The sequence below is a fragment of the Corynebacterium sp. HMSC05E07 genome (assembly GCF_001807225.1).
Lineage (GTDB): Bacteria > Actinomycetota > Actinomycetes > Mycobacteriales > Mycobacteriaceae > Corynebacterium > Corynebacterium singulare.
This window is the reverse complement of sequence record NZ_KV788202.1, coordinates 112939-137065: the sequence shown is the minus strand read 5'-3', so window position 1 is coordinate 137065 and position 24127 is coordinate 112939. Positions and strand designations below refer to the sequence as shown.

Here is a 24127-nt window from a genome sequence, read left to right as displayed (position 1 = left end):
AAGAAAAGCTCCCCCGTTTCCACTCATCGTGGAAAGCGGGGGAGCTGTGTTTGTGAGGCGATTTCTCTTACTGAGAAACCGGCTTGGCGGCATGGCGGCCGCTGGATACCGGGGTGGCATCGACACCGGTGGTCGCAGCAGCAGAGGTGCCGCGCAGGTGAGTGAGGCGGGACGGCTCAATGTTGAGGGCGCGCAGCTCATCATCGGTCAGAGCCGCGTAGACGTTGTGAACGGTCTTCTGCTCGTAGGCCCAGTCCGGCTCCTGGTGGCCCACCGGCTTGTTGCGGGCGGTCAGGGTGCGAACCTGGGAGAGCTTCGGCTGCAAAGCGTAAATCACCAAACCGAGAGCGATAACTACGGCAAGGGCAATGAGCCAGATGGTCTCCACGTGGCCCTTGTGGTTACCGAAGTTGTAGGCCAGCAGGAACAGGACAGAAATCCAGCCAGCGATCTGAACGCCCGAGCGGCTGATGCGGGACCAGCCAAAACCTGCAGACGGGACGTCGTCAGTGGATATGCCGTCGAAAACCTGCGATGCCGGCTTGTGGGAAGACACTTACTCTCCTTTGTCTGTACACGCAGCTCACCGCAGGACTAGCGGAATCTAGTTGAGGTAAGCGCACGAAAATGCCAGTTATTCTGTGTAGTAGTTTAAAACATCCCGCCGCCAACCGCGATTAAACACCCCCGCGGGATTATCTTCGGCCATCGTGCTACTCCGACTAGGGTTAACAGGGTGAGTACCCAACGCATTCTTATTCTCGGATCTACTGGCTCGATCGGCACCCAGGCACTGGAGGTTATCGCAGATAACCCGGAAAAATTTACGGTCGTCGGTATCGCCGCCGGCGGCTCGAATCCGCAGCTGGTCATCGAGCAAGCCCGTGCTCTCAATCTTTCGTTTGACCACGTGGCCGTCGCAAAGCCAGAGGCGGCACGTGAGGTCTCCGATGCACTCGGCGGTACCGTGCTCTCCGGCCCGGACTCCGCAGAGCAGCTCGTTCAGACCGTCGATGCAGACAAGGTCCTCAATGCGCTGGTGGGCTCGATGGGGCTGAAGTCCACCATTGCCACCCTGGAGAAGGGGGAGGTGCTGGCGTTAGCCAACAAGGAATCCTTGGTGGCGGGCGGCTCCATCGTGACCCGCTTGGCCACCGACGGCCAGATTGTTCCCGTTGACTCTGAGCACTCCGCGATGGCGCAGGCCTTACGCGCGGGCAGCGGGGCAGAACTCGATCACCTGGTCCTCACCGCTTCCGGTGGTCCTTTCCGTGGCTGGACCCGGGACGAGATGTGGGATGTCACCCCGCAGCAGGCTGCTCAGCACCCGACGTGGTCCATGGGGCAGATGAACACGCTGAACTCTGCCACGCTGGTCAACAAAGGGCTGGAGCTCATTGAGGCGACGCTGCTTTTCGGCGTCCCCGCGGACAGCATCGAGGTCACGGTCCATCCCCAGTCCATCGTTCATTCCATGGCGACTTTTACCGACGGCTGCACCATGGCCCAATGCTCCCCGCCGTCCATGAAGCTGCCTATTTCCCTGGCCTTGGATTGGCCGCATCGCGTGCCCGGGGCGCAACCGGCTTTGGACTTTTCCACCGCGCATGAGTGGCGCTTCGAGCCGCTGGATGATGAAGCTTTCCCCGCAGTGCGTCTTGCCCGAGAGGCGGCTGCTGCGGGAGGCACACATGCAGCCGTGTATAACGCAGCGAATGAGGAGGCAGCTGCGGCCTTTCTTGCTGGTCGGATTCACTTCCCGGAGATTGTTGACGTTGTTAGCCACGTCCTTGGGGAGGCTGCGCAGTTTGCTGGTGTACCCTCAACCGTCGATGACGTCCTCACCGTGGAAGGTGAGGCCCGCCGCCGCGCAAATGCGCTGGTAGATTCACTCGCTCATTAGAAAGCCCCCTCACTTATGGCAAACGTCCTGGGCATCATTCTTTTTGCTCTCGGAATCGGCATTACTGTGGCGCTCCACGAGGCCGGTCACATGCTCACCGCGCGTGCTTTTGGCATGCGCGTGCGCCGCTTCTTTATCGGATTCGGTCCTCGCGTGGCGTCGTTTAGCCGCGGCCACACCGAATATGGACTTGCGGCATTCCCTGTCGGTGGTTTCTGCGATATCGCAGGCATGACTGCTCAGGACGAGTTCCTCACTGCGGAAGAAGAGCCCCATGCCATGTACAAGAAGCCGTGGTGGCAGCGTGTCATGGTACTGGCCGGCGGAATCACGGTCAATCTTTTGCTGGGCTTTACCATTCTGCTCATCATCGCGATGACCACGGGCCTCCCGAACCCGGACGCGGATGTGCGCCCACGTGTGGGTAAGGTGTCCTGTGCCGCGGACCAGAATATCGATGGCGAACTCGAGCCCTGCCAGGGGATGGGGCCGGCGGGAGAGGCCGGCGTCGAGCCTGGCGATATCGTTCTGGCGCTCAACGGTGAGACGATGGACTCCTTTAGGCAATTGCGCGATTCTGTCATGCAGCATCCAGGAGAGACCGTCACTCTCGAGGTGGAGCGCGATGGTGCGATCCGGGATTTTGATATTCCACTGGCCACCGTGACGCGCCTTAATGCTGAGGGAGAGCTCGTCACTGTTGGCGCTATCGGTATGACCAACCAGACCATCGACATCGTGGAGACCTACTCCTTTATTGAGGCCTTCCCCGCCACTGCCCGCTACACAGGGCATGTTCTCGATGCGACGGTGCAGGGCATTGCGCAGTTCCCCGCGAAGATCCCCGGCGTCGTGGCCTCTATTTTCGGCCAAGAACGCGATGTCAACGGACCCATGTCTGTCGTCGGCGCTTCCCGCGTGGGCGGTGAACTCGTGGAACGCAGCCTCTGGTCGTACTTCTTCATGATGCTGGCGTCGCTGAACTTCTTCCTTGCGCTGTTCAACCTCATTCCACTCCCGCCTTTCGACGGCGGCCATATCGCCGTCATTCTGTACGAAAAGGTGCGCGATGCCGTGCGGCGCCTTTTGGGCAAGGAACCGAAGGGCCCGGCGGATTACACCAAGCTCATGCCGATTACCTACGCCCTCGCGTTCCTTCTCATGGCGGTAGGTGCTCTGATTATCATCGCCGATGTGATCAACCCGGTTCGCCTCTTTGGCTGAGCGCAGGCGGTGCTAGAGTGGGGGCGTTAAACCCCGATTATCCAAGGAGCGCACATGTCGACCCCCATCGGTCTTGGAATCCCTGACGGCCCACCCCCCACCTTGGCGCCGCGCCGCAAGACGCGCCAGCTGATGGTCGGCCAGGTAGGCGTGGGCTCAGAACACCCCATCTCCGTGCAGTCGATGACGACGACGAAGACGCACGACGTCAACGCCACCCTGCAGCAGATCGCGCAGCTTACGGCCAGTGGCTGTGACATCGTTCGCGTGGCCTGCCCGAAGACGGTAGACGCGGAAGCTTTGCCCGCAATTGCGAAGAAATCGCCGATCCCGGTCATCGCGGATATCCATTTCCAGCCCAAGTATATTTTTGCTGCCATTGATGCCGGTTGTGCTGCCGTGCGCGTCAACCCGGGTAACATCAAGGAATTTGATGGACGCGTCAAAGAAGTGGCTAAGGCTGCAGGTGATGCCGGCATCCCGATCCGCATCGGCGTTAACGCTGGTTCGCTGGATAAGCGCATTATGGACAAGTACGGCAAGGCCACTCCAGAAGCACTTGTGGAGTCTGCACTCTGGGAGGCCGGCCTCTTTGAAGAGCACGGCTACGGCGACATCGCCATCTCCGTGAAGCACAATGATCCAGTCATCATGGTGGAGGCTTATCGCCAGCTAGCTGCGCAGTCTGATTACCCGCTGCACCTCGGTGTGACTGAGGCAGGCCCGGCTTTCCAGGGCACTATCAAATCCTCCGTCGCTTTTGGCGCGCTGTTGGCTGAGGGTATCGGCGACACCATCCGTGTGTCGCTGTCCGCAGATCCGGTAGAGGAGATCAAGGTGGGAGACCAGATTCTGCAGTCGCTGAACCTGCGTCCCCGCAAGCTGGAAATTGTGTCGTGCCCGTCCTGCGGACGCGCCCAGGTGGACGTGTACAAGCTGGCCAACGAGGTCACCGAAGGTCTCGATGGCATGGAGTTCCCGCTGCGTGTGGCCGTCATGGGATGTGTTGTGAATGGTCCCGGCGAGGCACGCGACGCCGATCTCGGTGTGGCCTCTGGTAACGGTAAGGGCCAAATCTTCGTCAAAGGTGAGGTCATCAAGACCGTCCCTGAGTCCAAGATTGTGGAAACCCTCATCGAGGAAGCCATGCGTCTGGCTGAGGAGCAGGGCCTTGAAGCCGTCGAGGGCGCCAAGGCTGAGGTTCGCGTCACTCAGTAAGCACCTTTCGCGGTGTGGGGCGGCCGTCGTGTCGCCTCCACCTGCTACACTGCCCAAACATGAAGAGGTTGGTGGCGCTGCTGGGCGCAGTAAGTATCGCGGCGTCCTCGGTGGTTGCCTGCACTCCGAAGCCGGTCTCGGCGGAACCTGTGGCCGAGCAGTTCCTCGAGGACATGGAGACCCGCAACAACGAGGAACTCGCCGCGCTTATCGACGATCCCTCGACCGCCACCTCAACCCTCGACGCCACCTTTGCTGGCCTTCAAGCCGAGGGACTCGACGTGGAGCTGACTGGCGTCGAACAAGAGGATGCCCGCGCCACCGCTCATTATTCCGTGACATGGACCCTGCCGCGTGACCGTACCTTGCGCTATGACACGTCCATGCCCTTGACCCGCAAGGACAAGGAATGGACGGTGCGCTGGCAGCCCAGCATTGTGCATCCTGATTTGGGTGCGCACCAGCACCTTGAGCTGCGTTCTATTGCTCCGAAGCGGGCTGGTGTCGTGTCTTCTGATGGCGTGGAGCTGATGTCACCCGGCCTGCAGTACCGCCTGGTTGTCGATACCGATGCGGCGGGGGATTTGCGCCCGCTCGCGGCTAAGATTTCTAGCGCTCTGGGTCAGGCTCACCGTGACGATGAGTCGATTCCCGAGGTGGATGCAGGTGAGCTAGCAGAGAAGATGGGCGAGGTAGATGGGTCCTACTCGGTCGCCGTCCTCAGCGATGCGCAAGTCGGTCGAGTTCGCCCAGCGTTGGAGAATCAGAAGGGCATTCGTTTCAACGAAGAACCGGCACTCATAACCCGCGATACTGGCCTCGCACCAGATATTCTCGCCCGTGTTCGCTCCATGGTCTCCGAAGAGGTTAACGGCACTAACGGATGGTCTGTGTCCGTGGTGAACGAACATGGTGCTGCGCTGTCCGATGTCGAATATCACGAGCCTGAGGCCGCTCCGTCCATTAAGGTATCGCTGGACTACGACGTGCAGCGCGCGGCCCAAGAAGCAGTTAATCTGCGCTCAGAGTATGAAGCGATGATTGTTGCCATGCGGCCATCGACTGGCGAGATTCTCGCGGTAGCCCAGACTCCTGAAGCCGATAAGAAGGGTAATATTGCCCTGCAGGGCCAGTACCCTCCGGGCTCGGGGTTTAAGATTGTTACGGCCGCGGGGAGCGTCGACAAGCACGGGCTCAACCCCGATTCCATCGTGCCGTGTCCCGGAACCAAGGACCTGTACGGGCGCATCGTGACGAACTACAACGGGTTCTCGCTGGGTTCTGTAACGCTGCGCGAAGCTTTTGCTCAATCCTGCAACACCACATTTGCTGAGATTTCAACGAACATGGACAAAGGTGAACTGCAGAAGATTAGCAAGCAATTTGGTTTGGGCATCGACTACGAGATTCCTGGCTTGTCGACGGTGACGGGTTCCATTCCAGAAGGGGAGACGCCTCTGGACCGTACTGAGGCCGGTTACGGTCAGGGCCTTGACCTTGCCTCTCCTTTTGGCATGGCGCTTGTGTCCTCTACTGTCGCGGCCGGCAAGACGCCTACGCCTACCTTCATCGAGTCCCACAAGACAAAAACCTCTGAACAAGTCGAACCGCCCAGTCCAGAAACGATTAATCAGGTGCGCGACATGATGCGCCAAGTGGTCGTCGGCGGTACAGCTGCAGGTATGCAAGCCGGGGGCACTATCTATGGCAAGACCGGTGAGGCGGAAATCAACGAAGGATCACACGCGTGGTTCACCGGTTACCGTGACGACGACATCGCGTTCGCCACGCTCGTAGTGCTAGGCGGTGGCTCCACTATTTCGGTCAACATCACGGATAATTTCCTCCAGCGTCTCGATGAATATCGCGCTGAAGGTCACGGCGACTTACCCGTGGCCGGGGAACAGCAGCCGCCTTTGTGAGCCTTGAGGCTACAGGGCTACCATGGGTAGTCATGACTACGCGCGCGAAGCTGAAGCAAGAAAAAGATACTCCTATCCGCACAGTTCCGAAGGACATCGAGCGCCCTGAATACGTGTGGAAGGACACGGTGCAGGAGGCCCAAGGCGAGCCCTTCATCCAGACCCCGGAGGTCATCGAAGCAATGCGTGAGGCATCCCGTATTGCTGCCAACGCCCTCCAAGAAGCTGGCAAGGCCGTAGCACCTGGTGTTACCACGGATGAGGTGGACCGTGTGGCTCACGAGTACATGTGTGACCATGGTGCTTACCCCTCCACACTGGGATACCTGGGTTTCCCGAAGTCGTGCTGTGTGTCCCTCAACGAGATTGTCTGCCACGGTATCCCGGATACGACGGTGATTGAGGACGGTGACATCGTCAATATTGATGTCACCGCCTTCAAGAACGGAGTCCATGGTGATACGAACGCCACTTTCTTGGCTGGCAACGTTTCTGAGGAGCACAAGCTGCTTGTGGAGCGCACCAAGGAAGCAATGATGCGCGGCATCAAGGTAGCGAAGGCCGGCCGTGAGATTAACGTTATTGGCCGTGTCATCGAGTCCTACGCCAAGCGCTTTGGGTACAACGTGGTGACAGACTTTACCGGCCATGGTGTGGGCCCAACCTTCCACAATGGACTCGTCGTCCTGCACTACGACTCCATGACCTATCGCGACGTCTTGGAGCCGGGGATGACCCTGACGATTGAGCCGATGATTAACCTTGGCTCCCTCGACTATGAAATCTGGGACAACGGTTGGACCGTGCAGAACACTGATGGCAAGTTCACGGCGCAGTTCGAGCACACCATCGTCATCACTGAGGACGGCAATGAAATCCTCACCCTGCCGGGTGAGCTTGACTAAGAGCTAACCGCTGGCACACCAAACCAACTAAGTAACCCAAGGGCCCTAACTGACGCAGATCCGCTAGATTTTGGCGGCGAGTTCAAGATCTGCGTCAGTTAGGGTCCTTGCCTTGGGCCTTGAAGAGTAAAAGCGCCCCACTCCGGAATGGAGTGGGGCGCTGTTTACGGCGCTAAAGAATTAGCGGCGGAAGAACGGATCCAGAACGTGTGCCGGAACGATGTGGTTGTACACAGCGAAGTTGTAGGCAGCGAACAGGGCGCCAGCAATAGCGGTGCCGAGGGAAGCGTAGAGGCCCTCGCGAGCAGCCTTAGCCCAGGTCGGGTTGGTGGTGTCATCAGCAACGTTCTCGCCGAAGAGATCGGCGCCAGCTACGTCCTGGTCAGCGTCGGTAGCGTCGCCCCACTTGGAGGACAGGGTGGCGTCGCTGTCGTCAGCCTGGACCTTGTCGTTTGCGGAGGAGAGCTCGGAGGAGAGGGTGGTCTCCTCGGTCTCAGCTGCGAAAGCAACGGAGGTGCCAGCGAAAGCAACGGAAGCGGCGGTTGCAGCAGCAACGGCGGCGGTGCGGAAGTTACGCATGAAGTTTAAGCCTTTCGGAAAAGTGTGTGTGAGTCAGACGTCTTAGAAGGACGGGCCGTGGACGAAGAAGTTGTAAACGACGCCGATGAGGCCCATGACGGAAGCGACTGCGCTAGCAACGCCAACACCGTAAGCGGTCTTGGCCCAGGTCGGCTGACCCTCGAAGGTCTCCGTCGGGCGAGACTCATCAGCGTCGCCGTACTCGGACTTGGAAGAACCGAAGAGGGCACGGCCGTTGGCCTTGGTGCCAATGTTGTCGTCCTCAGAGATGTTGAACTGGCCGCCAACCTTGGAGGACAGGGAGCCCTCCGGCTTGTCGTATGGCTGGCCAGACTCAGCGTCGTTGATGGCGGTGGTGGTGTTGGAGCCGTCGAAAGTAGCTGCGGTGGCAACGGTGGTGCCGCCGAAGACAACTGCGAGAGCGGTAGCGCCGGCGAGGGCTGCATTGCGGATACGCATATCAAATGTCCTTAAAGTCGTACGTTCAAGGTCTCCTAGTGGAGATGCCTAGATTCACAGGGATAGGGATGAGTTGGTATCCCCAGAACACACTGAGCCGGTGAGAGCATCGACTCATTCCGGTGTCTGTATAAAACGTAGCCAACAGCTACTCAAAATGCACGTTTGTTGGAATATTTACCTTGGTAGGGGTGCTTGTTACCCCCCAAATGTAGTTGGGTTCTGGACGTACGCTGTGAGAAGTTACCGTTGTAAAGGGTGGCATACCGTGCGATTTACCAATGGTTACGTGGCAGCATTCCCTGTGAAGTGAAATGCATCACAGCGGTGAATCTATTTACCACTCGAGGCCGAGTACAGCATTTTCTACGACCTCGGGCAGGGCCGGGTGGATCCAATACTGTGAACGGGCAAAGCTCCGCATGTCGATGCCATATGCCATCGCGGTGATGAGCTGCTGAATCAGCGTCGAAGCTTGCGGTCCCATGATGTGGGCTCCGAGGAGTTTTCCTGATGCACGGTCAGCGACCAGCTTGCAGATTCCCGTCGAGTCCTCCATAGCCCAGCCGTAGGCAACATCCCCGAAGTTCTGGATCTTAACCGTGACCTCGTAGCCCTGCTCGCGGGCTTGTGCTTCTGTGAGGCCCACCGTGGCAATCTGTGGGTGAGTAAAGATGGCTGAAGGGACGTGCTTGTGCGGCATAGCGCGCAAGTCCTCTGGGTGGAGAAGGTTGTGCTGGACTGCACGCTGCTCAGCGTTCGCAACGTGCTTGAGCATATACGGTGAGGAGACATCTCCAAGGGCCCAGACGCCATCGCACGTGGTGCGGCCAAAGTTATCGACCTTGATGCGACCATCGCTGCGCACCTCAATGCCACTGGCCCCGAGATCCATCTGGTCGCCATTGGGACGGCGGCCCGTGGCGACGAGGATGGCATCGGCTGCAAGGACAGTTCCGTCATCAAGCGTGAGGCGAACGCCCTTTCCGTCGGATTCGAGGGCCGTTCCGGTGCCGGTATGGACATTAAAGCGTTCGCGGGCGATCTCAGTGAACCGTGTGCTCACATCCTCGTCGAGGAAGCGAAGGAGTTGTTCGGAACGGTTGACCACGGTAACCTCCGTGCCCAAGCCGTCGAAGACGTGGGCAAACTCCATTGCGATGAAGCCTCCGCCGACGATGATGAGGCTCTTTGGCTGCTGGGGCAACCGCATGATGTCTTCGTTGGTGTGGACGGGGACTGGGGTGCTTGCATACGGCTCAGGAAGAATCGGCCGCGATCCGGCGGCGATAACAATCTGTTCGCCGGTGATGATGTCGTCACCGCACTGGAGAGTCTTCGGGCCAATGAAGCGAGCGTGCTGGTCAAAAACCGTGATGTTGGGAGTCTCATCGCCGCGCCGGTACGCTTCGCCCCCCTCGGCGATCTGGTCGATGCGGTTGTGGAAGACGCGTTCGACGATGCCGTTCCAATCCACTGCATCTACATGGGCGCTGACCCCGAGGCGTTCGCTCTCGCGGGCTGCGAGAGCAACGTCGGCGGCATAAACGTACATCTTTGTGGGGATGCAGCCGACGTTAAGGCAGGTACCGCCGAATGTTCCCTTCTCAATGATGGCGATGCTTTTGTCATCAAGGTCAGGCGAAGGAATGGAATTTCCGGAGCCGGTGCCGATGATGACGAGGTCAAAGTGCTGTGGGGTAGTCATAGATGCCATTCTAGGCTGCGTTGACTACTCAACCGGTACGACCGTGCGGAGCCACTCGGTAGCGGCAGAGAAGGCATCATCAAGCGGCTCGGGGCGCGACAGGAAAAGATCATGGCGTCCGTCTTTTACCACGTGGAGGGTGTACTGCGAGCTGAGCTCCTTGGCCCAGCGCTGGCTTTGGCGCTGATCGACGACCGTGTCCGCCGTGTTTGCTGATTCTGAATACTTCTTGCCCAGTTCCGATCTATGTGACGTCATGGTCAGCAGTGGTACGCCGATGTCGACGTGACCCGAGTGAATGGCGTCGAAACCCTTGAACACAGCTGCGAGCCAGCCGAGATATTTCGCATGCCCGCCCAGGGGCTTGAACGTGAGGTCGAAGTCCCAATCGCCGTGCTGGCTGGAATGCACGGACTCGCCGTACGTGGTGAGATCCCCGGCAGGGATTTCGAAGCGCGGAGCGATTGTGGCGCCGGCATAGATTGCGTACTTTAGCGCCTCATAGGCGGCATCCGAGACACCCATCATGGCGAGCCACGGGCTATTAAAAATTACGCCGGCAATGCGCTTGAAACGCGCGGAATCCGTTCGGCGAAGACGATCGAGCCACAGGGCAACGATCGTGCCTGCGGTGGAGTGTCCCATGATCACTACGCGGGAATGTGGGAGCGCGTCGAGCGCTGCATTGAGATCCGCATCGTAATAGCGAAGGTCACTAATGTAGTGCCACGTCTGGCCTTCCTGTCGGGAGCGACCGCACTTGCGGAGATCTAGCGCGTAGAACGCGTAGCCCTGCTCGTAGAAGTATTCGGCGACGTGGCTGTGGAAGAAGTAGTCCGTCATGCCGTGAACCCACACGAGGGCTGGTCGATCGTCGTAGGCGGCGTCTGCGTCACCGCCGGGGCAGTAGCGCACCAGTGTGGCGCGGACATCCCCTTCACCGTCGGGATCAGCGCCAAGTTCGAGGGGGACGGACTGGAAATCAGGTCCGAGAATGTCCTCGGCCCACGCGAGTTCATTAATAGTCATGACCCATATAGTAGGCTCTTGAACTAAATGAGTGCTCCGGATCGCGCTCAGGTGGGGGATATGGTCTGCACCACAAAGGGGGTAACTCGCTGCGGATCGGGCATTTCTTTCTTACAGAATGCCTATTTCACCCCAAGGGGCGTAAGGTGAAGATAATGCTTGACGGATCTCCCTCTACGGGTGATCTGCGTGCCGGCTTGGTTCCTAGCATCGTCGAGCGCTTTCTCACCGCGCTCTGTGTAGCCCGACTACGCAGGGCACTTGACCACATCGAATACATCGACTCAAAGAGGTAATAAGTACAGTGTCCTCCGATAAGAAGACAGCACAAGTAGTAGACGAGGTTGAGGTTGCCCTCATTGGTGCGGGTATTATGAGCGCCACCCTCGGCGCCATGCTCCGCGAGCTCGAGCCGAGCTGGACCCAGATGGTCTTCGAGCGCCTCGATGGTCCCGCGCTTGAGTCGTCCTCCCCGTGGAATAACGCCGGTACCGGCCACTCTGCACTGTGCGAGCTGAACTACACCCCAGAGAAGAACGGCCGTATTGACGTTTCTAAGGCCATGAACATTAATGAGAAATTCCAGATTTCTCGCCAGTTCTGGTCTCACCAGCTCAACAACGGCATTCTCACCGACCCGAGCGCCTTCATTAACCAGGTCCCGCACGTGTCCTTCGCTCAGGGCTCTATCCAGGTGGATTACCTCAAGCGTCGCTTCGATGCGCTCAAGGACAACCACATGTTCCCGAACATGCAGTTCAGCGATGATGACGCTACCTTCCAGGAAAACCTGCCGCTCATGTCTGAGGGACGTGACTTCAACTCCCAGAAGGTTGCTATCTCGTGGACCGACGCTGGTACCGACGTGAACTTCGGTGCCCTGACTAAGCAGTTCTTTACTGCAGCTAAGGCCGCGGGTACCGAGATTCGCTACGGCCACGAGGTCGTTGATATTAAGCGCGATGGCTCCAAGTGGCGTGTGACCGCCAAGAACCTGCACACCGGAGACTATGAGGCAGTCCACGCCAAGTTCGTCTTCGTCGGAGCCGGTGGCTACGCCCTGGATCTGCTGCGCAAGGCTGGTGTTCGCGAAGTCTCTGGTTTCGCGGGTTTCCCGGTCTCTGGTCTGTGGCTGCGTTCCAAGAACCCGGAGCTCGTGGAGAAGCACAACGCCAAGGTCTACGGCAAGGCTGCCGTCGGCGCTCCGCCGATGTCCGTGCCGCACCTTGATACCCGTGTCATTGACGGTGAGAAGGGACTACTGTTTGGGCCGTACGGAGGTTGGTCGCCGAAGTTCCTCAAGAAGGGTTCTTACTTCGACCTGTTCAAGTCCATCCGCCCTGACAACATCACCTCCTACCTTGGCGTTGCCGCCCAGGAGTTCGGCCTGACCAAGTACCTGGTTTCTGAGGTTCTCAAGGACTTCGACAAGCGCGTCGAGACCCTCAAGGAGTACGTCCCGAACGCTGATCCGAACGACTGGGAGACCGTCATCGCTGGCCAGCGTGTCCAGGTCATCAAGCCGGCCGGTGCGCCGCAATTCGGCTCCTTGGAATTCGGCACCACTCTCATCAACAACCCGGAGGGCAACATCGCAGGCCTGCTCGGTGCTTCCCCAGGTGCGTCCATCACCCCGGCCGTCATGGTTGAGTTGTTGGAGCGCTGCTTCGGTGAGCACATGATCCAGTGGGGCGACAAGATTCAGGAGATGATTCCGTCCTACGGCATTAAGCTCTCCAAGGACAAGAAGCTCTACAACGAGATGTGGGACTACACCCAGAAGACCCTGCAGCTCGAGAACAAGTAGTCAGTCAGTCAACTCTCAGGAACTGTCAGGAAGCGTTCAGTGCTGTGGAACGCTTCCTCAAGGAGAACGCTCCATACTTATGTTGTGCGTTTGAGAGAGCGCATGCGAGAGATAGAGAGAACCCCAGCTGCGCGGGGCGGTCGGCCTGAGAAACCGACCGGGAGCGCAGCAGTGAGAGATAGAGACACACCGGCGCCCCGAGCCTCCGTTTCCTTTCCGGCGGAGACCTCGGGGCGCCGGTGGTTTTCTTTTGTCGGTGCAGCCGCAGGAGAGAGGGTCGGAGGGAGCCTAGGTGCCGCAGAACGTGAGATAGCCCTCGGTGCCGCCGGGCTGCTCGTATTCCGCCGCGGCGTCAAAGGGGTGAGTCGCTGCCTGGAGGAAGCGGTAAAACTCGGACACATCAGCCAGAGCTGCTTCCACGAGGCGTGGGCGAGGCACAACCCGTGGAGTGGATGCTGTAAGGACGTCGACGTCGAGGGTGCTAGTGCAGTATTCATCCACGAAGCGGTCATCGCCGAAGAGTTCGTACGCCGCAGCGCGGTCGCCGGAAGCAGCTGTCACGAGGGCAAGGTTGGCCTGTGTGAGATCCGGACGGGAATGCTTAAGCGCTCCGGTGTACTCCTCGAAGAGTTCCTCGGGGAGCTGAAGACGGCGGTGTGCTTCGTCCCTGCGTGCGCGTTCATAGCGCTCGCCGAAGGAATTGATGGCATCCTGCGCCCAGGTGAGGGCGGTGTTGGGGGAGTCGTCGAAAAGCGGCAGTAGCGACTCCGCTAAACGAGCCAGGTTCCAGCCCACGATGTCCGGCTGGTTCCCGAAGCGGTAACGGCCCTGTGTATCAATAGAACTAAAGCATGTATCGAGGTCGTAGTCTTCCATGAAGGCACATGGACCATAGTCAATCGTTTCACCGGAGAGGGTCGTGTTATCGGTGTTCATGACGCCGTGGATAAAGCCCAGCTGCATCCAGTTGGCCACGGTGGCAGCTTGGGCCTCCATGACCCTGGTAAAGAGAGCACGATGGTCAGCGCCAGGGTAGTGGCGCTCGGTGGTGTACTCCGCGAGCTGTTTGAGCAGGCCGGGTTGTTCGGATTGGGCTGCGAAGTGGAAAGAGCCCACGCGGATGTGGCTGGAGGCTACGCGCACGAGGACGCCGGCTTCCTCCACAACCTGGCGCTGGAGGGGCCGGCCGGTGGCGATCACCGCGAGAGAGCGCGTGGTGGGGACTCCGAGCGCATGCATGGCCTCGGAGAAGAGATACTCGCGCAACATAGAGCGCAGTGTGCCGCGACCATCGGAGCCATAGCGAGAGTACGGCGTGAGCCCGGTTCCCTTCGCATGCAGGTCCCAGAGTCCCGCCGGATTTTGTGGGGTGGTGGGGCCGGTCACCTCGCCGAGGAGGAGCGCGCGGCCGTCTCCCATGGATGGGTTGTACTGCCCAAACTGGAACCCGGCATAGGCCATAGCATCGGGAGTTTCTGGCCCGCGTCCGAGGAGAAACTCAAGGCCCTGGTTTGTGCGCAGCCATTCCGGGTCAAGGCCTAGCTGGGTAGCTAGGTCCTCATTGAGCACGATGAGGCGTGCGGCGGGCTGTTCCTCGCCGCGGGCAGCGGACACCATGCTGGGAAGACGGTGAGCAAAGTCGTGATGGAGTTCAAATGGAAGAGAAGAAGCGGCCATCTTAGGACTCCATAGTTCCGCGCACGCGAATGTGGGCCTCGCCGCCAACCCAGATGTTGTCGCCATCGTCGGTGATGTACACGCGGCCATCGCGGCCCACCTGAGAGCCTTGAGCGGCGGTATAGCTAGCGGGCACGGCGTTCTTGGCGCGGAGGAATTGGGCGGCGCCGCCATTGAAGGAACCAGTAACGGGGTCCTCGAACTGGGCGGTGATGGCGCGCACCTCGTAGGCGGGGCTAGTGTCGCCGGTCAGTCCGACCACCCCTACCTTGACGCCTGGCGTCGGCGTGGGAGTGAGTGCACGAACGGCATCGGCAGACTCCAGCTGCACGAGACGCCAGCCCGGGCCGTTATCGACCCACCCGGAGTCCACAACGTCAGCGACGTCGACGCCGAGGGCCGAGGCGGCTTCATCAAGCTCAGACTCAGAAAGTTCCCCCTCGCGCACCAGTGGTGGGGTAGCGAAGGCGAAACGGCCTTCCTCTTGGCGCACCGTGACAAGACCCACGCCGCATTCTTGAACCAGAGTTCCGGTCTTGCCGTGGAGCTCAGCTACGACGCGGGCGCTGCCGAGCGTGGGGTGTCCGGCAAAGGGGTATTCCTCGTGCGGGGTAAAAATCCGCACGCGATAATCCGCAGCTGGGTCAGTAGGTGAGCACAGGAACGTGGTCTCAGAAAAGTTGGTCCAGTGTGCGATGCGCTGCATCTCCTCGGCGCTCAAATCGTCAGCGTCAGCAATCACAGCGAGTGGATTTCCACTGAAGGGGCCGGTGGCAAAGACATCTACTTCGAAGAATCGGTGCTGCATGGACTCCAAGTCTAGTCGCACGGTGCCGCACGGAGGTCTACTCTGGGCTGCATGAGCGAAGCACTCTTTAGCCGCGTCGAGCCGATCCAGACGATGGCGGACGGAACCGTCAAGCAGATCAACCCCTTCTCTGGGACTGAGGTGTGGACAGTTCCTGGCCGCGGCAACCGCCCGTTGTCGCACTCGGCTAAGGATCCACAGCCGTTGACAGCTGATGCGCATACTCAGACCTGTGCATTCTGCTCAGGGCGCATGCTCGATACTCCGCCGGAAAAGTCTCGCATTCTCCCTTCTGGGGAGATCCAGAGCGGCCTGCTGCCGCATGAGCTCGACAGTTCGACTCCGGCTTTCCGCCGTGTTCCCAACTTGTTTGAGATTGTTTCTTATGATTATTGGCACGACAACTACGGCTACACCATGGACCCGGATTTGGCCCGTCATAAGGAACGCTATGAGGCTGATGAAGCCGGGCGTGCGCACGTGCTCAATGTGGTGCGTACGAAGCTCAAGGCCGCAGGCAGGGACGCCGCGCTTGACGACGACTCCCTCCTCGCCCTCGCTGATGGTTTCTTCGGCGGCGGCCACGATGTCATCATCGGTGCGCGGCACTTTGTGGACGGCGCGACGGATGACAGTCAGCTCGCGTCCTCCGGCACACTGAGCCCGGATGAGCACTTCTTGCTGACGACCTTCACGGCGGAATCCACGCGGGAGCTTTATCAGCGCAACCGCTATGCGGCCTATGTGGCCGTCTTTCAGAACTGGCTGTCGCCCGCAGGCGCATCCTTTGATCACCTGCACAAGCAACTCGTCGCCATCGATGCTCTGGGAATGGCCGCTAACCAGGAAAACGCCATTTTGCGCAAGCACCCCAACATGTACAACGACTGGGCGGTCGGCTACGCAGCCAAGCGCAACCTAGTCATCGCGGAGAACGAGTACGCCGTGCTCTTCGCTGGCTTCGGTCACCGCTATCCCACCTTGGAGGTGTACTCCAAGTCGCCGTGTTGTGAGCCATGGGAGCAAAGCCCCGGCGAGGTCCGCGGCATGTCTGATCTCATTCACGCAGCCCACGCGGCTGTGGGCCCCGATGTGGCCTGCAATGAGGAATGGCATCACCGCCCGCCGAGCATGGATCTGCCGCAGCCGTGGCGCGTCATGATCAAGCTGCGCGTGTCCACCCTCGCCGGCTTTGAAGGCGGCACGAAGGTCTACATCAACACCATTGATCCGTGGAGCCTGCGCGATCGTATTGTGGACGCTCTCTTCCGACTTCGCGAGCGCGGGAAGATTGCCTCCGGTATCGCCATCGCCACTGAATGCGAGCTCAAGCGCAACAGTTTGCGCTATCACCCGCTGGTGTAATCGGCTAGGTTTAATCCACGTAGGTTTGTTCGCCGCCTGCGTGAAGATAATTGCGGAGGTATGGCAGCGCTAGGGCAACTGTACCGTGCCGTGGGGCGTCGATAAGCCCCTGTTCTAGCAAACGCGCGCGCACTTCACTGAGAGACGTTGTTGTTGTCTTGAGCTCGTGAGCGATAGCACCGGAGGTGGCCGTTCCAGCTTCATCTGCTATGTCTGCCAGCGCGTGTAGGTACTCAAGTTGGCGTTGGCTTAGTGCACGTACCGCAGGATCATGCACATGCGTTCCTATTGTCGTGATTGCCTCATCGAGAACAGCGTCAACGGTTGTTGAGGAAATGGTCGTTTCACTGGCTTGTGACGCGGCGTTCCAGGCCAAGTACCCGATGAGCTGGATGAGGAAGGGATAACCGTGGCTAGCTTCAGTAGCGCGGTCGGCAGCTTCGTCGTTGAAAGCAATCGATGTTAGTGCTGCCGTATCTTTGAAAGCGCTGGTTGTAGCTTGCGGGTTGACAGGTCCAAGGTGAAATCGGCGGGCACGGCGCAAAAACGTTGTTCCCGGTAGGTGTAGAAGCTTGTCAACACCAGCAGTAAGCCCTGCCATCACAATGGCAACGTCGAGTTCATCGCGAACAAGATGCTGGAATGCGACTGCGATGTTCTCAAGGTCATGAGGATCGGCGTCTTGAATCTCATCGATAGTAAGTAGAATTCCGCTGTCTTTGAGATGAGCGGAGAGTTCACGCAAGCGTGATTCCAATGTTGGCACCGGTGGCGTACCGATCTCTTCAGTACCAATGCCACCGAGGCCCGCAATGCGAATGTCCTTGATTCGACGGGTTGATGGAGAAGACAGCTGGTTGATCTTTTCTGGAATGATGGAGTCGATGAGCTGAGTGACTGAATTGCTTCGGCCACTGACTCGAATAACAGCCCATCCTTGTTGGGCTGCGAGGTCCTCGAGCTCAGTCAACAGGACTGTTTTGCCCATCCCACGATGGCCGCTAATAAGCATTGCGCGATTGGGGTTTCCAACTCCGCCGCCGAGCCCAACCGTGAAGTCATTGAGAACTGCACTGCGGCCAGCCCACTTTAGCGGGCTAGCGCCAAAGGTTGGGCGAAAAGGGTTTCCAGTCATACTGAGAGTATATAGCAGTCAGATAAATTGATAAATAGATAAATCGGCGGGCGTTGATAAATTGATAAATAGATAAATCAGACCACGAGCACCAGCTCGCTGCCGCGCAGTTCGGTGCGCATGCCCGCGTCCTGAGCTATGTGGGCGGCGTCCTCGATGGTGGCCACCTCATCGCCGTGCAGAGCCAGCACGCGGGCGAGCTCGCCCTTGTAGTGCTTGTTGAAGTGGGAGACCACCTTGCGCGAACCATCCTCTTGCACTGTCTCCACGCGCACAGTGGCGGCTTCTTTGAGCTTGCCCAATTGTTGGTAGGTGCCCGAGCGCATGTCGAAGAGGAACTCGCCTGCGGCGACAAGCGCACGCAGCTCTTCGGTGATGGCCGTGCCCCAACGAGACTTCAGAGTGCGCCCACCCAGCTTGGTGCCACCGGAGAGGCGGTAGTGCGGAATGAGGTCATCGGCGCTCAGCAATCCGAAAAGTGCGTCGCCGACAGCGAGGTGTTGACGCGCGTCGGAGGGCAGACTAGGTGCATCGAGGGCGTCGTACAGCACGCCCGTGAACCGTTCCAGAGCAGGCATGGTGGGAGAAGACTCCAACTCGCGATTGGACTCGGCCTCACCGCGCAGCTTCTGCGAAATCTTCAGTACGGCGAGGGCCTCATCGACCTCAAGGGATGACAACTCAGCGGCAATTTCTCGGCGTATAGGCGTCAACTCAGGAAAGGAGAGCGCGTCCCAATTCACGGGTGCGCCGTGGCCGCCATGGGCCTTGGTCTCAGAAGGAGGGAGGATGATCAGCATGGCTACATGCTAGCGATGTAGACTGAACAACCATGATTACACGTCTTTCTGAGCTTTTCCTCCGCACTCTTCGTGAGGATCCGGCTGATGCCGAAGTACCCAGCCACAAGCTTCTCGTCCGTGCAGGTTATGTGCGCCGCGTCGCGCCAGGCGTGTATACGTGGCTGCCGCTGGGTCTGCGCGCGATGCGCAAGATTGAGGACGTTATCCGTGAGGAGATGAACGCCATCGGCGGCCAGGAAATGCTGTTCCCGGCCCTGCTGCCGCGCGAGCCTTATGAGACCTCGAACCGCTGGACAGAGTACGGCGATAACCTCTTCCGCCTCAAGGACCGCAAGGGCGCTGATATGCTCCTCGGGCCCACACACGAGGAAATGTTCGCCACCGCGGTGAAGGACATGTACTCCTCCTACAAGGACTTCCCGGTCACGCTGTACCAAATTCAGACGAAGTATCGCGATGAAGAGCGCCCGCGCGCCGGTGTTCTGCGCGGCCGCGAATTCACCATGAAGGATTCCTACTCCTTCGATATGTCTGACGAGGGCCTTGATGAGTCTTATGCTCGGCACCGCAAGGCCTACCAGAACATCTTCAACCGCCTCGGCATCGACTACGCCATCTGCAAGGCCACCTCCGGTGCGATGGGTGGCTCGGCCTCCGAAGAGTTCCTCGCGGTCTCCGAGGTCGGTGAGGACACCTTCGTGCGTTCCACTGAGGGCGACTACGCCGCTAACGTGGAGGCAGTCGTCACGCAGGCTCCGGAGGAAATTCCTTTCGATGGTTTGCCGGAGGCCCAAGAGCACGAGACCCCTGATGCGGAGACCATCGAGTCTCTGGTGGAGTGGGCCAAGAGCGCGGGCGTCACTGTTGACGGGCACGCGGTCAGCGCTGCCGACACCCTCAAGTGCATGATGATCAAGGTGGCCGCTCCCGCGGCCACGGAAGAAGAGAAGGAATGGGAGCTGGCTGCGGTCCTTATTCCCGGTGACCGTGGCTTGGATGAGAAGCGCCTCGAGGCGTCCCTGGAGCCGGCTGAGTTCGAGCTTGCCGGTGAAGCTGACTTTAAGAAGAACCCCTTCCTGGTCAAGGGCTATGTGGGTCCGCGCGCACTCAACGCTAACGAGGTGAAGGTTTACGCCGATCCCCGCGTGGTGTCGGGCACTGCCTGGATTACGGGTGCGGATGCCCCGAACCGCCATGTTGAGGGATGCGTCGCTGGACGTGACTTCACCGTCGATGAATACATCGAGGCCGCTGAAGTCAAGGAAGGCGACCCAGCCCCGAATGGTCAGGGCACTCTGACCTTGGAGCGCGGCATTGAGCTCGGCCACATCTTCCAGCTGGGCCGCAAGTACACCGAGGCCTTCGACGTGCAGATCCTGGATGAGAATGGCAAGCGTGCTGTTCCGACCATGGGCTCTTATGGCATCGGTGTCACTCGTATGCTTGCGGTTCTGGCGGAGCAGCGCCACGACGAGAAGGGCCTTAACTGGCCGGTGGCTGTGGCTCCGTATCAGGTGCACGTGGCCGTGGCCAACAAGGATGCTGCCGCCATGGAGGCAGGGCAAAAGCTCGTGGAGGACCTAGACCGCGCGGGAATCGAGGTGCTTTTCGACGATCGTCCGAAGGTCTCCCCAGGCGTCAAGTTCAAGGACGCTGAGCTGCTCGGTATGCCGTTTATTGCTATCTTGGGACGCTCCTTCGCTGACGGCATCATTGAGCTGCGTATCCGCGGTGGTGAGACCCGTGAGGTCCCTGCTGACGAGATCGTCGATACCCTCACTGAGCTCATCCGCGGATAAGAGGGGAGCAAGCGTAGGCTAGCGGGCATGAGTTCACACAAGCCCGTCCTGACATATCCGATGGCCGGCGCCCTTTCCACAATGGGCATTCTGCACTTTGCTAAGCCAGAGCCATTCGAGTCGATCATTCCCCCGCAGTTGCCGGGACCGGCCCGCTTCTACAACTTCACTTCTGGTGCCTGGGAAGTGGTGACAGGTGGGCTGCTGGCCAATCCCTCGACGCGCAAGGTCGGCGGCCTGTCCGCCTTTGCTTTGCTCGCAGCCGTCTGGCCAGCGAACTTCTATCAGGCCTACAAGGACCTTTCGAGCGGCAAAGCGTCGACCGGCAAGAAGATCTATCACGCGGTGCGCTTGCCGCTGCAGATCCCGGTGATGCGCTACGCCTGGTCGCTGTACGCGGACAAGAAGTAGGCCACACGCTTAGGCGGTGTGGAAGCGGTGTGATTGCGCCGCAACCGCGATAAGCCAACGCTGCCACGCCGCCGTGGCTTCAGCCTCGCTATCGCTTCCTGCAGTCGCCGCGGCCTGCGTGGCAGCATCGGTCCACTTCAGAGTGTCATTGTGTGCGACGGTGTCGATGAATTCACGTGCTGAATCTGCATCCTGGGGTAGTGCCCCACCGGGGGATTGATATGCCGCTGCGGGCTGGGGCACAGCGCCAAGCTTGTCCAGAACTACCTGCAGCTCCAGAATGCGGTGTTCATGTACGTCGAGGCGCTCATCGATGGTCTCCTCCAGCTCCGGTGCAGCGTAGGAGCGCGCGAAGTCGAGGGCGTAGACCTGTTGGTATTCCCACTCGAGGAGATCGACTGCGTGGTCTCTTTCAGGCTTCGTTAGTGCCGGGGCCGCGCCGAGCTCGTCACCAGTCCACGCTTCCAGGGCGATGGCCTGGGCCACGACAAGCGCACGGGACTCCGAGGACACGTGGTCGAGTTGTTCTTCGGTGGACGTGGAGGCGTCGTGAAGCACTGTGGAAACATCGGCGGCCTCACGCGGCGCCACGTCCCTGTCAACCGCACAGGAACGTGGGGCTTGACCGTTCTCATCCCGTCCGCACAGGCGATCAATTTCCCCATAGAGTTCTTCCGCGTGCTGCGAGCGTAACGCCGCCGCGTCGGCATCGAGCGCCTGTAAAGCTTCAGCATCGGCGCTCGCGGCATGAGCGAGGGAGGTCAAGGCGGGATCCGCGCGCGGACCAAAATAGTCCACAACGGCATTGGTGGCTTGGCAGCCACTGAGCCACGGCGCGGCTACGAGGGCGAGGGCAGGCACAACTACTCGGCGGTTCACGCGATAGACCCTACCCGTGTGGCCTAGTCTAGAGCGCATGGCATTCCCAACACCCGCGCAACTTACTGACATCCTGCAGCCAGTCGTCACCCCACGCGGCCTCGACATCGAGGACGTGAAGACCACGAGGGCTGGCAAGAAATCCCAGGTCATTATCCGCGTTGACGGTGATGAGCGCCCGAGTTCAGACCTTATCGAGGAGTTGTCTCAGGAGATTTCAGCACTGTTTGATGCGAAGGAAGACGCCGGTGAACTGAACTTTGGTGCCGGCTACACGCTCGAGGTCTCAACCCCCGGCGTGGACTTCCCACTCACCGCCGCACGTCACTGGCGCCGTAACCGTGGACGGCTCGTGGGCTTCGCGCTTGCCGACGTCCCCGATACCACCCACGTCGCTCGCATCGGTGCTCTTTCAGAAGACGAAGAATCCGTGGCGCTCGTCACGACTGTGAAGAAGGAGGTGCACTACCAGATCGAGCGATTGGAAAACCTCACCCGTGCGGTGGTAGAAATTGAATTTGCTCAACCTTCAGCACAGGAGCTGGAGGCGACTAAGCAGACGTTCGATTTCGCCGAGCAGAACTCGGCAACCCGAGAGGACTAATAAGTGAATATTGACCTAGAGGCACTTCGTACGATTCAGCGCGAGCGTGACGTCCACGTGAAGGACCTGCTCGAAGCCATCGCGGGTGCCCTTTTGTATTCCTATCTGGATTACCGCACCGAGTCAGCCGAGACTAAGGCAGCAGGCACGAAGTCACGTGTCGACATCGATGCAGATTCCGGCGCGGTGGCGGTCATTGTCACGGAGAGCGATCCCGAAACTGGTGAGGTCATCAGCGAATACGATGACACCCCAGAGAACTTCGGCCGCATCGGTGCGCAGGCTGTCCGTGACGCCATCCTGCGCAAGCTGCGTGAGGACGAAGCTGAGCGCACCTATGATTCCTATTCTGAGCTCATCGGCACCGTCGTGTCTGGTGTGGTGCAGCGCGACATTCACGCCAACAAGCGTGGCGTTGTTGTGGTGCAGCTGGGTACCGAGCACGATTCCCAGGACGCCATTCTCCTGCCTGCCGAACAACTGCCGGGGGAGAAGCTCGAGCATGGCGATCGTGTCAAGGCCTACGTGGTGGGCGTCAACCGCACTGGTGCGAAGGTGCAGATTACGCTGTCGCGTACTCACCCGGAGCTGGTGCGTGGTCTTTTTGAGCTGGAGGTTCCGGAGGTTGCTGATGGCACCGTTGAGCTCATCGCGATCGCCCGTGAGGCGGGGCACCGTTCCAAGGTGTCTGTCGTGGGACATGCGAAGGGCCTGAACGCCAAGGGTGCTTGTATCGGTCCCAAGGGTGCGCGAGTGAGCAACATCATGCGCGAAATTGGCGGTGAGAAGATCGACATTATCGACTTCAACGAAGATCCCAGCGTATACGTGGGCAATGCGTTGGCGCCGTCCAAGGTTGTACGCGTGGAGATCCTCGATGAAGAAGCGCAAGTGGCCAAGGTGACCGTGCCGGACTACCAACTGTCCCTAGCCATCGGCAAGGAAGGCCAGAACGCTCGTCTGGCTGCCCGCCTCACGGGCTGGAAGATTGATATTCACTCTGACGCAGCGCGTGATTAACCCGCGGCGGAATTAAAGGTTTGGCGTATTTTCGCGTAGACTAGACAACGGCCCACATGCAGGAATGCTGTGGCGTAGTAGCAGTGGCGAAACAACGTAAGGAGTTGGATGTCTCAAGGACAGCGACTCCGAACCTGTATCGCTACGCGCCAGAAGCATCCCGACACGGAACTGCTCAGGGTTGTCGCCGATAGGGACGATCCCGAAGGTCGCCGTGTCGTTCCGGACCCGCGTCGCCGGCTCCCTGGGAGGGGAGCATGGATCAGACCAGATCTGGAAGCAGTAGCGCTGGCGGAGCGAACTCGTGCCTTCAAGCGCGCGCTCCGAATGTCCACTGACGTGGACACAGGTCACGTACGTGAGTACCTTGCTGCCCAGCAGCAGGTGCCGTCGGCGGGCGTCAGTCCGTGCGACCCAGAGTTAAAAAGGAAGACCGAACACTGATGAGCGCACAACCATGAAGCAGCATCAGCGATGACAGTCCATAGCCATTAACTAGGGGTCAAGCCGTATTTTCGCGGCCTTGGCTCCTAGGAAGATTAAAGAGGAGACAAGTGCCCGGAAAGCTACGTGTACACGAGTTGGCAAAGCAGCTCGGTGTAACCAGCAAGGAACTACTCGCCACGCTGAAAGAACAGGGCGAGTTCGTGAAAACCGCATCCTCGACCATCGAGCCTCCGGTGGTTAAGAAGATGCGCGCGCACTACGAAGCTAAGGAAGCTCAGAGCGGCGAGAAGAAGGATAAGCCTGCAGCTTCCGGCTCCAGTGCGCCTAAGCCTGCAGCAAAGAAGTCTGCAGAGAACAAACCGGCAGAGAAAAAGCCCGCTAAGCCCGCTGCGCCGAAGCCAGGTGCTGCAGCTCCGAAGCCGGGC

Annotated in this window: 23 protein-coding genes; 13 read left to right on the top strand and 10 right to left on the bottom strand. The window is 59.5% G+C overall.

Annotation, left to right across the window (positions count from 1 at the left end):
* Positions 1 to 67: 67 nt before the first annotated feature.
* Positions 68 to 556 (bottom strand): DUF2631 domain-containing protein, encoded by a 489-nt coding sequence (locus tag HMPREF3149_RS00840; protein ID WP_070535800.1) that lies wholly within the window; start codon positions 554 to 556, stop codon positions 68 to 70.
* A 180-nt stretch (positions 557 to 736) separates the two neighbouring features.
* Between HMPREF3149_RS00840 and dxr the strand changes: the two genes are divergently transcribed.
* Genes dxr through map form a run of 5 tightly spaced genes read left to right on the top strand, consistent with a single transcriptional unit; the run spans position 737 to position 7172 of the window.
* On the top strand, positions 737 to 1903 hold the full coding sequence (gene dxr, locus HMPREF3149_RS00835; protein ID WP_070535797.1) for a 1-deoxy-D-xylulose-5-phosphate reductoisomerase: 1167 nt from the start codon (positions 737 to 739) through the stop codon (positions 1901 to 1903).
* 15 nt (positions 1904 to 1918) lie between these two features.
* Positions 1919 to 3127 carry a M50 family metallopeptidase gene (locus tag HMPREF3149_RS00830; protein ID WP_070535794.1) on the top strand — a complete coding sequence of 403 codons (1209 nt, stop codon included), beginning with the start codon at positions 1919 to 1921 and terminating at the stop codon, positions 3125 to 3127.
* A 54-nt stretch (positions 3128 to 3181) separates the two neighbouring features.
* Positions 3182 to 4345, top strand: a complete 1164-nt coding sequence (gene ispG, locus HMPREF3149_RS00825) for a flavodoxin-dependent (E)-4-hydroxy-3-methylbut-2-enyl-diphosphate synthase (RefSeq protein ID WP_070535791.1) — start codon at positions 3182 to 3184, stop codon at positions 4343 to 4345.
* Between the two features lie 59 nt (positions 4346 to 4404).
* Positions 4405 to 6267, top strand: coding sequence for a penicillin-binding transpeptidase domain-containing protein (locus HMPREF3149_RS00820; RefSeq protein ID WP_070535789.1), 1863 nt, complete (start codon positions 4405 to 4407; stop codon positions 6265 to 6267).
* A 32-nt stretch (positions 6268 to 6299) separates the two neighbouring features.
* Positions 6300 to 7172, top strand: coding sequence for a type I methionyl aminopeptidase (gene map / locus HMPREF3149_RS00815; protein ID WP_042531345.1), 873 nt, complete (start codon positions 6300 to 6302; stop codon positions 7170 to 7172).
* 180 nt (positions 7173 to 7352) lie between these two features.
* Here the strand turns inward: map and HMPREF3149_RS00810 are convergent, their stop codons facing one another.
* The 4 genes from HMPREF3149_RS00810 to HMPREF3149_RS00795 form a co-directional block, all read right to left on the bottom strand.
* Positions 7353 to 7751: a hypothetical protein gene (locus HMPREF3149_RS00810; protein WP_042531343.1), complete on the bottom strand. Its 399-nt coding sequence runs from the start codon at positions 7749 to 7751 to the stop codon at positions 7353 to 7355.
* A 42-nt stretch (positions 7752 to 7793) separates the two neighbouring features.
* Positions 7794 to 8210 carry a hypothetical protein gene (locus HMPREF3149_RS00805; protein WP_042531341.1) on the bottom strand — a complete coding sequence of 139 codons (417 nt, stop codon included), beginning with the start codon at positions 8208 to 8210 and terminating at the stop codon, positions 7794 to 7796.
* A gap of 337 nt (positions 8211 to 8547) precedes the next feature.
* Positions 8548 to 9927 (bottom strand): mycothione reductase, encoded by a 1380-nt coding sequence (gene mtr, locus HMPREF3149_RS00800; RefSeq protein WP_070535786.1) that lies wholly within the window; start codon positions 9925 to 9927, stop codon positions 8548 to 8550.
* 15 nt (positions 9928 to 9942) lie between these two features.
* A complete protein-coding gene (locus HMPREF3149_RS00795) occupies positions 9943 to 10947 on the bottom strand; it encodes an alpha/beta hydrolase (protein WP_070535783.1) in 1005 nt (334 codons plus the stop codon).
* Positions 10948 to 11251: 304 nt separating this feature from the next.
* On the opposite strand from HMPREF3149_RS00795, the gene mqo reads away from it, so the two are divergent.
* Positions 11252 to 12754: a malate dehydrogenase (quinone) gene (mqo, locus tag HMPREF3149_RS00790; protein WP_070535779.1), complete on the top strand. Its 1503-nt coding sequence runs from the start codon at positions 11252 to 11254 to the stop codon at positions 12752 to 12754.
* Between the two features lie 288 nt (positions 12755 to 13042).
* Here the strand turns inward: mqo and HMPREF3149_RS00785 are convergent, their stop codons facing one another.
* Both HMPREF3149_RS00785 and HMPREF3149_RS00780 read right to left on the bottom strand, forming a co-directional pair.
* Positions 13043 to 14431, bottom strand: a complete 1389-nt coding sequence (locus tag HMPREF3149_RS00785) for a protein adenylyltransferase SelO family protein (RefSeq protein WP_070535776.1) — start codon at positions 14429 to 14431, stop codon at positions 13043 to 13045.
* A 1-nt stretch (position 14432) separates the two neighbouring features.
* Positions 14433 to 15239 carry a PhzF family phenazine biosynthesis protein gene (locus HMPREF3149_RS00780; protein ID WP_070535773.1) on the bottom strand — a complete coding sequence of 269 codons (807 nt, stop codon included), beginning with the start codon at positions 15237 to 15239 and terminating at the stop codon, positions 14433 to 14435.
* A gap of 51 nt (positions 15240 to 15290) precedes the next feature.
* Here HMPREF3149_RS00780 and HMPREF3149_RS00775 point away from each other — a divergent pair, with 51 nt between their 5' ends.
* A complete protein-coding gene (locus tag HMPREF3149_RS00775) occupies positions 15291 to 16604 on the top strand; it encodes a DUF4921 family protein (protein ID WP_186302089.1) in 1314 nt (437 codons plus the stop codon).
* 10 nt (positions 16605 to 16614) lie between these two features.
* On the opposite strand, the gene HMPREF3149_RS00770 is transcribed toward HMPREF3149_RS00775, so the two are convergent.
* Together HMPREF3149_RS00770 and yaaA are read right to left on the bottom strand one after the other, a co-directional pair.
* Positions 16615 to 17739, bottom strand: a complete 1125-nt coding sequence (locus HMPREF3149_RS00770; RefSeq protein WP_042531328.1) for an AAA family ATPase — start codon at positions 17737 to 17739, stop codon at positions 16615 to 16617.
* 77 nt (positions 17740 to 17816) lie between these two features.
* Positions 17817 to 18539 carry a peroxide stress protein YaaA gene (yaaA, locus tag HMPREF3149_RS00765; protein WP_070535770.1) on the bottom strand — a complete coding sequence of 241 codons (723 nt, stop codon included), beginning with the start codon at positions 18537 to 18539 and terminating at the stop codon, positions 17817 to 17819.
* Positions 18540 to 18571: 32 nt separating this feature from the next.
* Here yaaA and HMPREF3149_RS00760 point away from each other — a divergent pair, with 32 nt between their 5' ends.
* Both HMPREF3149_RS00760 and HMPREF3149_RS00755 read left to right on the top strand, forming a co-directional pair.
* Positions 18572 to 20341: a proline--tRNA ligase gene (locus HMPREF3149_RS00760; RefSeq protein WP_070535767.1), complete on the top strand. Its 1770-nt coding sequence runs from the start codon at positions 18572 to 18574 to the stop codon at positions 20339 to 20341.
* A 27-nt stretch (positions 20342 to 20368) separates the two neighbouring features.
* Positions 20369 to 20752, top strand: a complete 384-nt coding sequence (locus tag HMPREF3149_RS00755; protein ID WP_070535764.1) for a DoxX family protein — start codon at positions 20369 to 20371, stop codon at positions 20750 to 20752.
* A gap of 9 nt (positions 20753 to 20761) precedes the next feature.
* Here HMPREF3149_RS00755 and HMPREF3149_RS00750 read toward each other — a convergent pair whose 3' ends face one another.
* A complete protein-coding gene (locus HMPREF3149_RS00750) occupies positions 20762 to 21631 on the bottom strand; it encodes a hypothetical protein (RefSeq protein WP_070535761.1) in 870 nt (289 codons plus the stop codon).
* Between the two features lie 37 nt (positions 21632 to 21668).
* Between HMPREF3149_RS00750 and rimP the strand changes: the two genes are divergently transcribed.
* The 4 genes from rimP to HMPREF3149_RS13825 form a co-directional block, all read left to right on the top strand.
* On the top strand, positions 21669 to 22235 hold the full coding sequence (gene rimP, locus HMPREF3149_RS00745) for a ribosome maturation factor RimP (protein WP_070535758.1): 567 nt from the start codon (positions 21669 to 21671) through the stop codon (positions 22233 to 22235).
* 3 nt (positions 22236 to 22238) lie between these two features.
* Entirely contained in the window at positions 22239 to 23255 is a 1017-nt protein-coding gene (nusA, locus tag HMPREF3149_RS00740; protein ID WP_070535755.1) for a transcription termination factor NusA, read from the top strand.
* 108 nt (positions 23256 to 23363) lie between these two features.
* Positions 23364 to 23699 (top strand): YlxR family protein, encoded by a 336-nt coding sequence (locus tag HMPREF3149_RS00735; RefSeq protein ID WP_042531314.1) that lies wholly within the window; start codon positions 23364 to 23366, stop codon positions 23697 to 23699.
* 110 nt (positions 23700 to 23809) lie between these two features.
* Positions 23810 to 24127, top strand: a 318-nt coding sequence (locus tag HMPREF3149_RS13825; protein WP_246819906.1) for a translation initiation factor IF-2 N-terminal domain-containing protein, incomplete at its 3' end; no start/stop codon positions are given.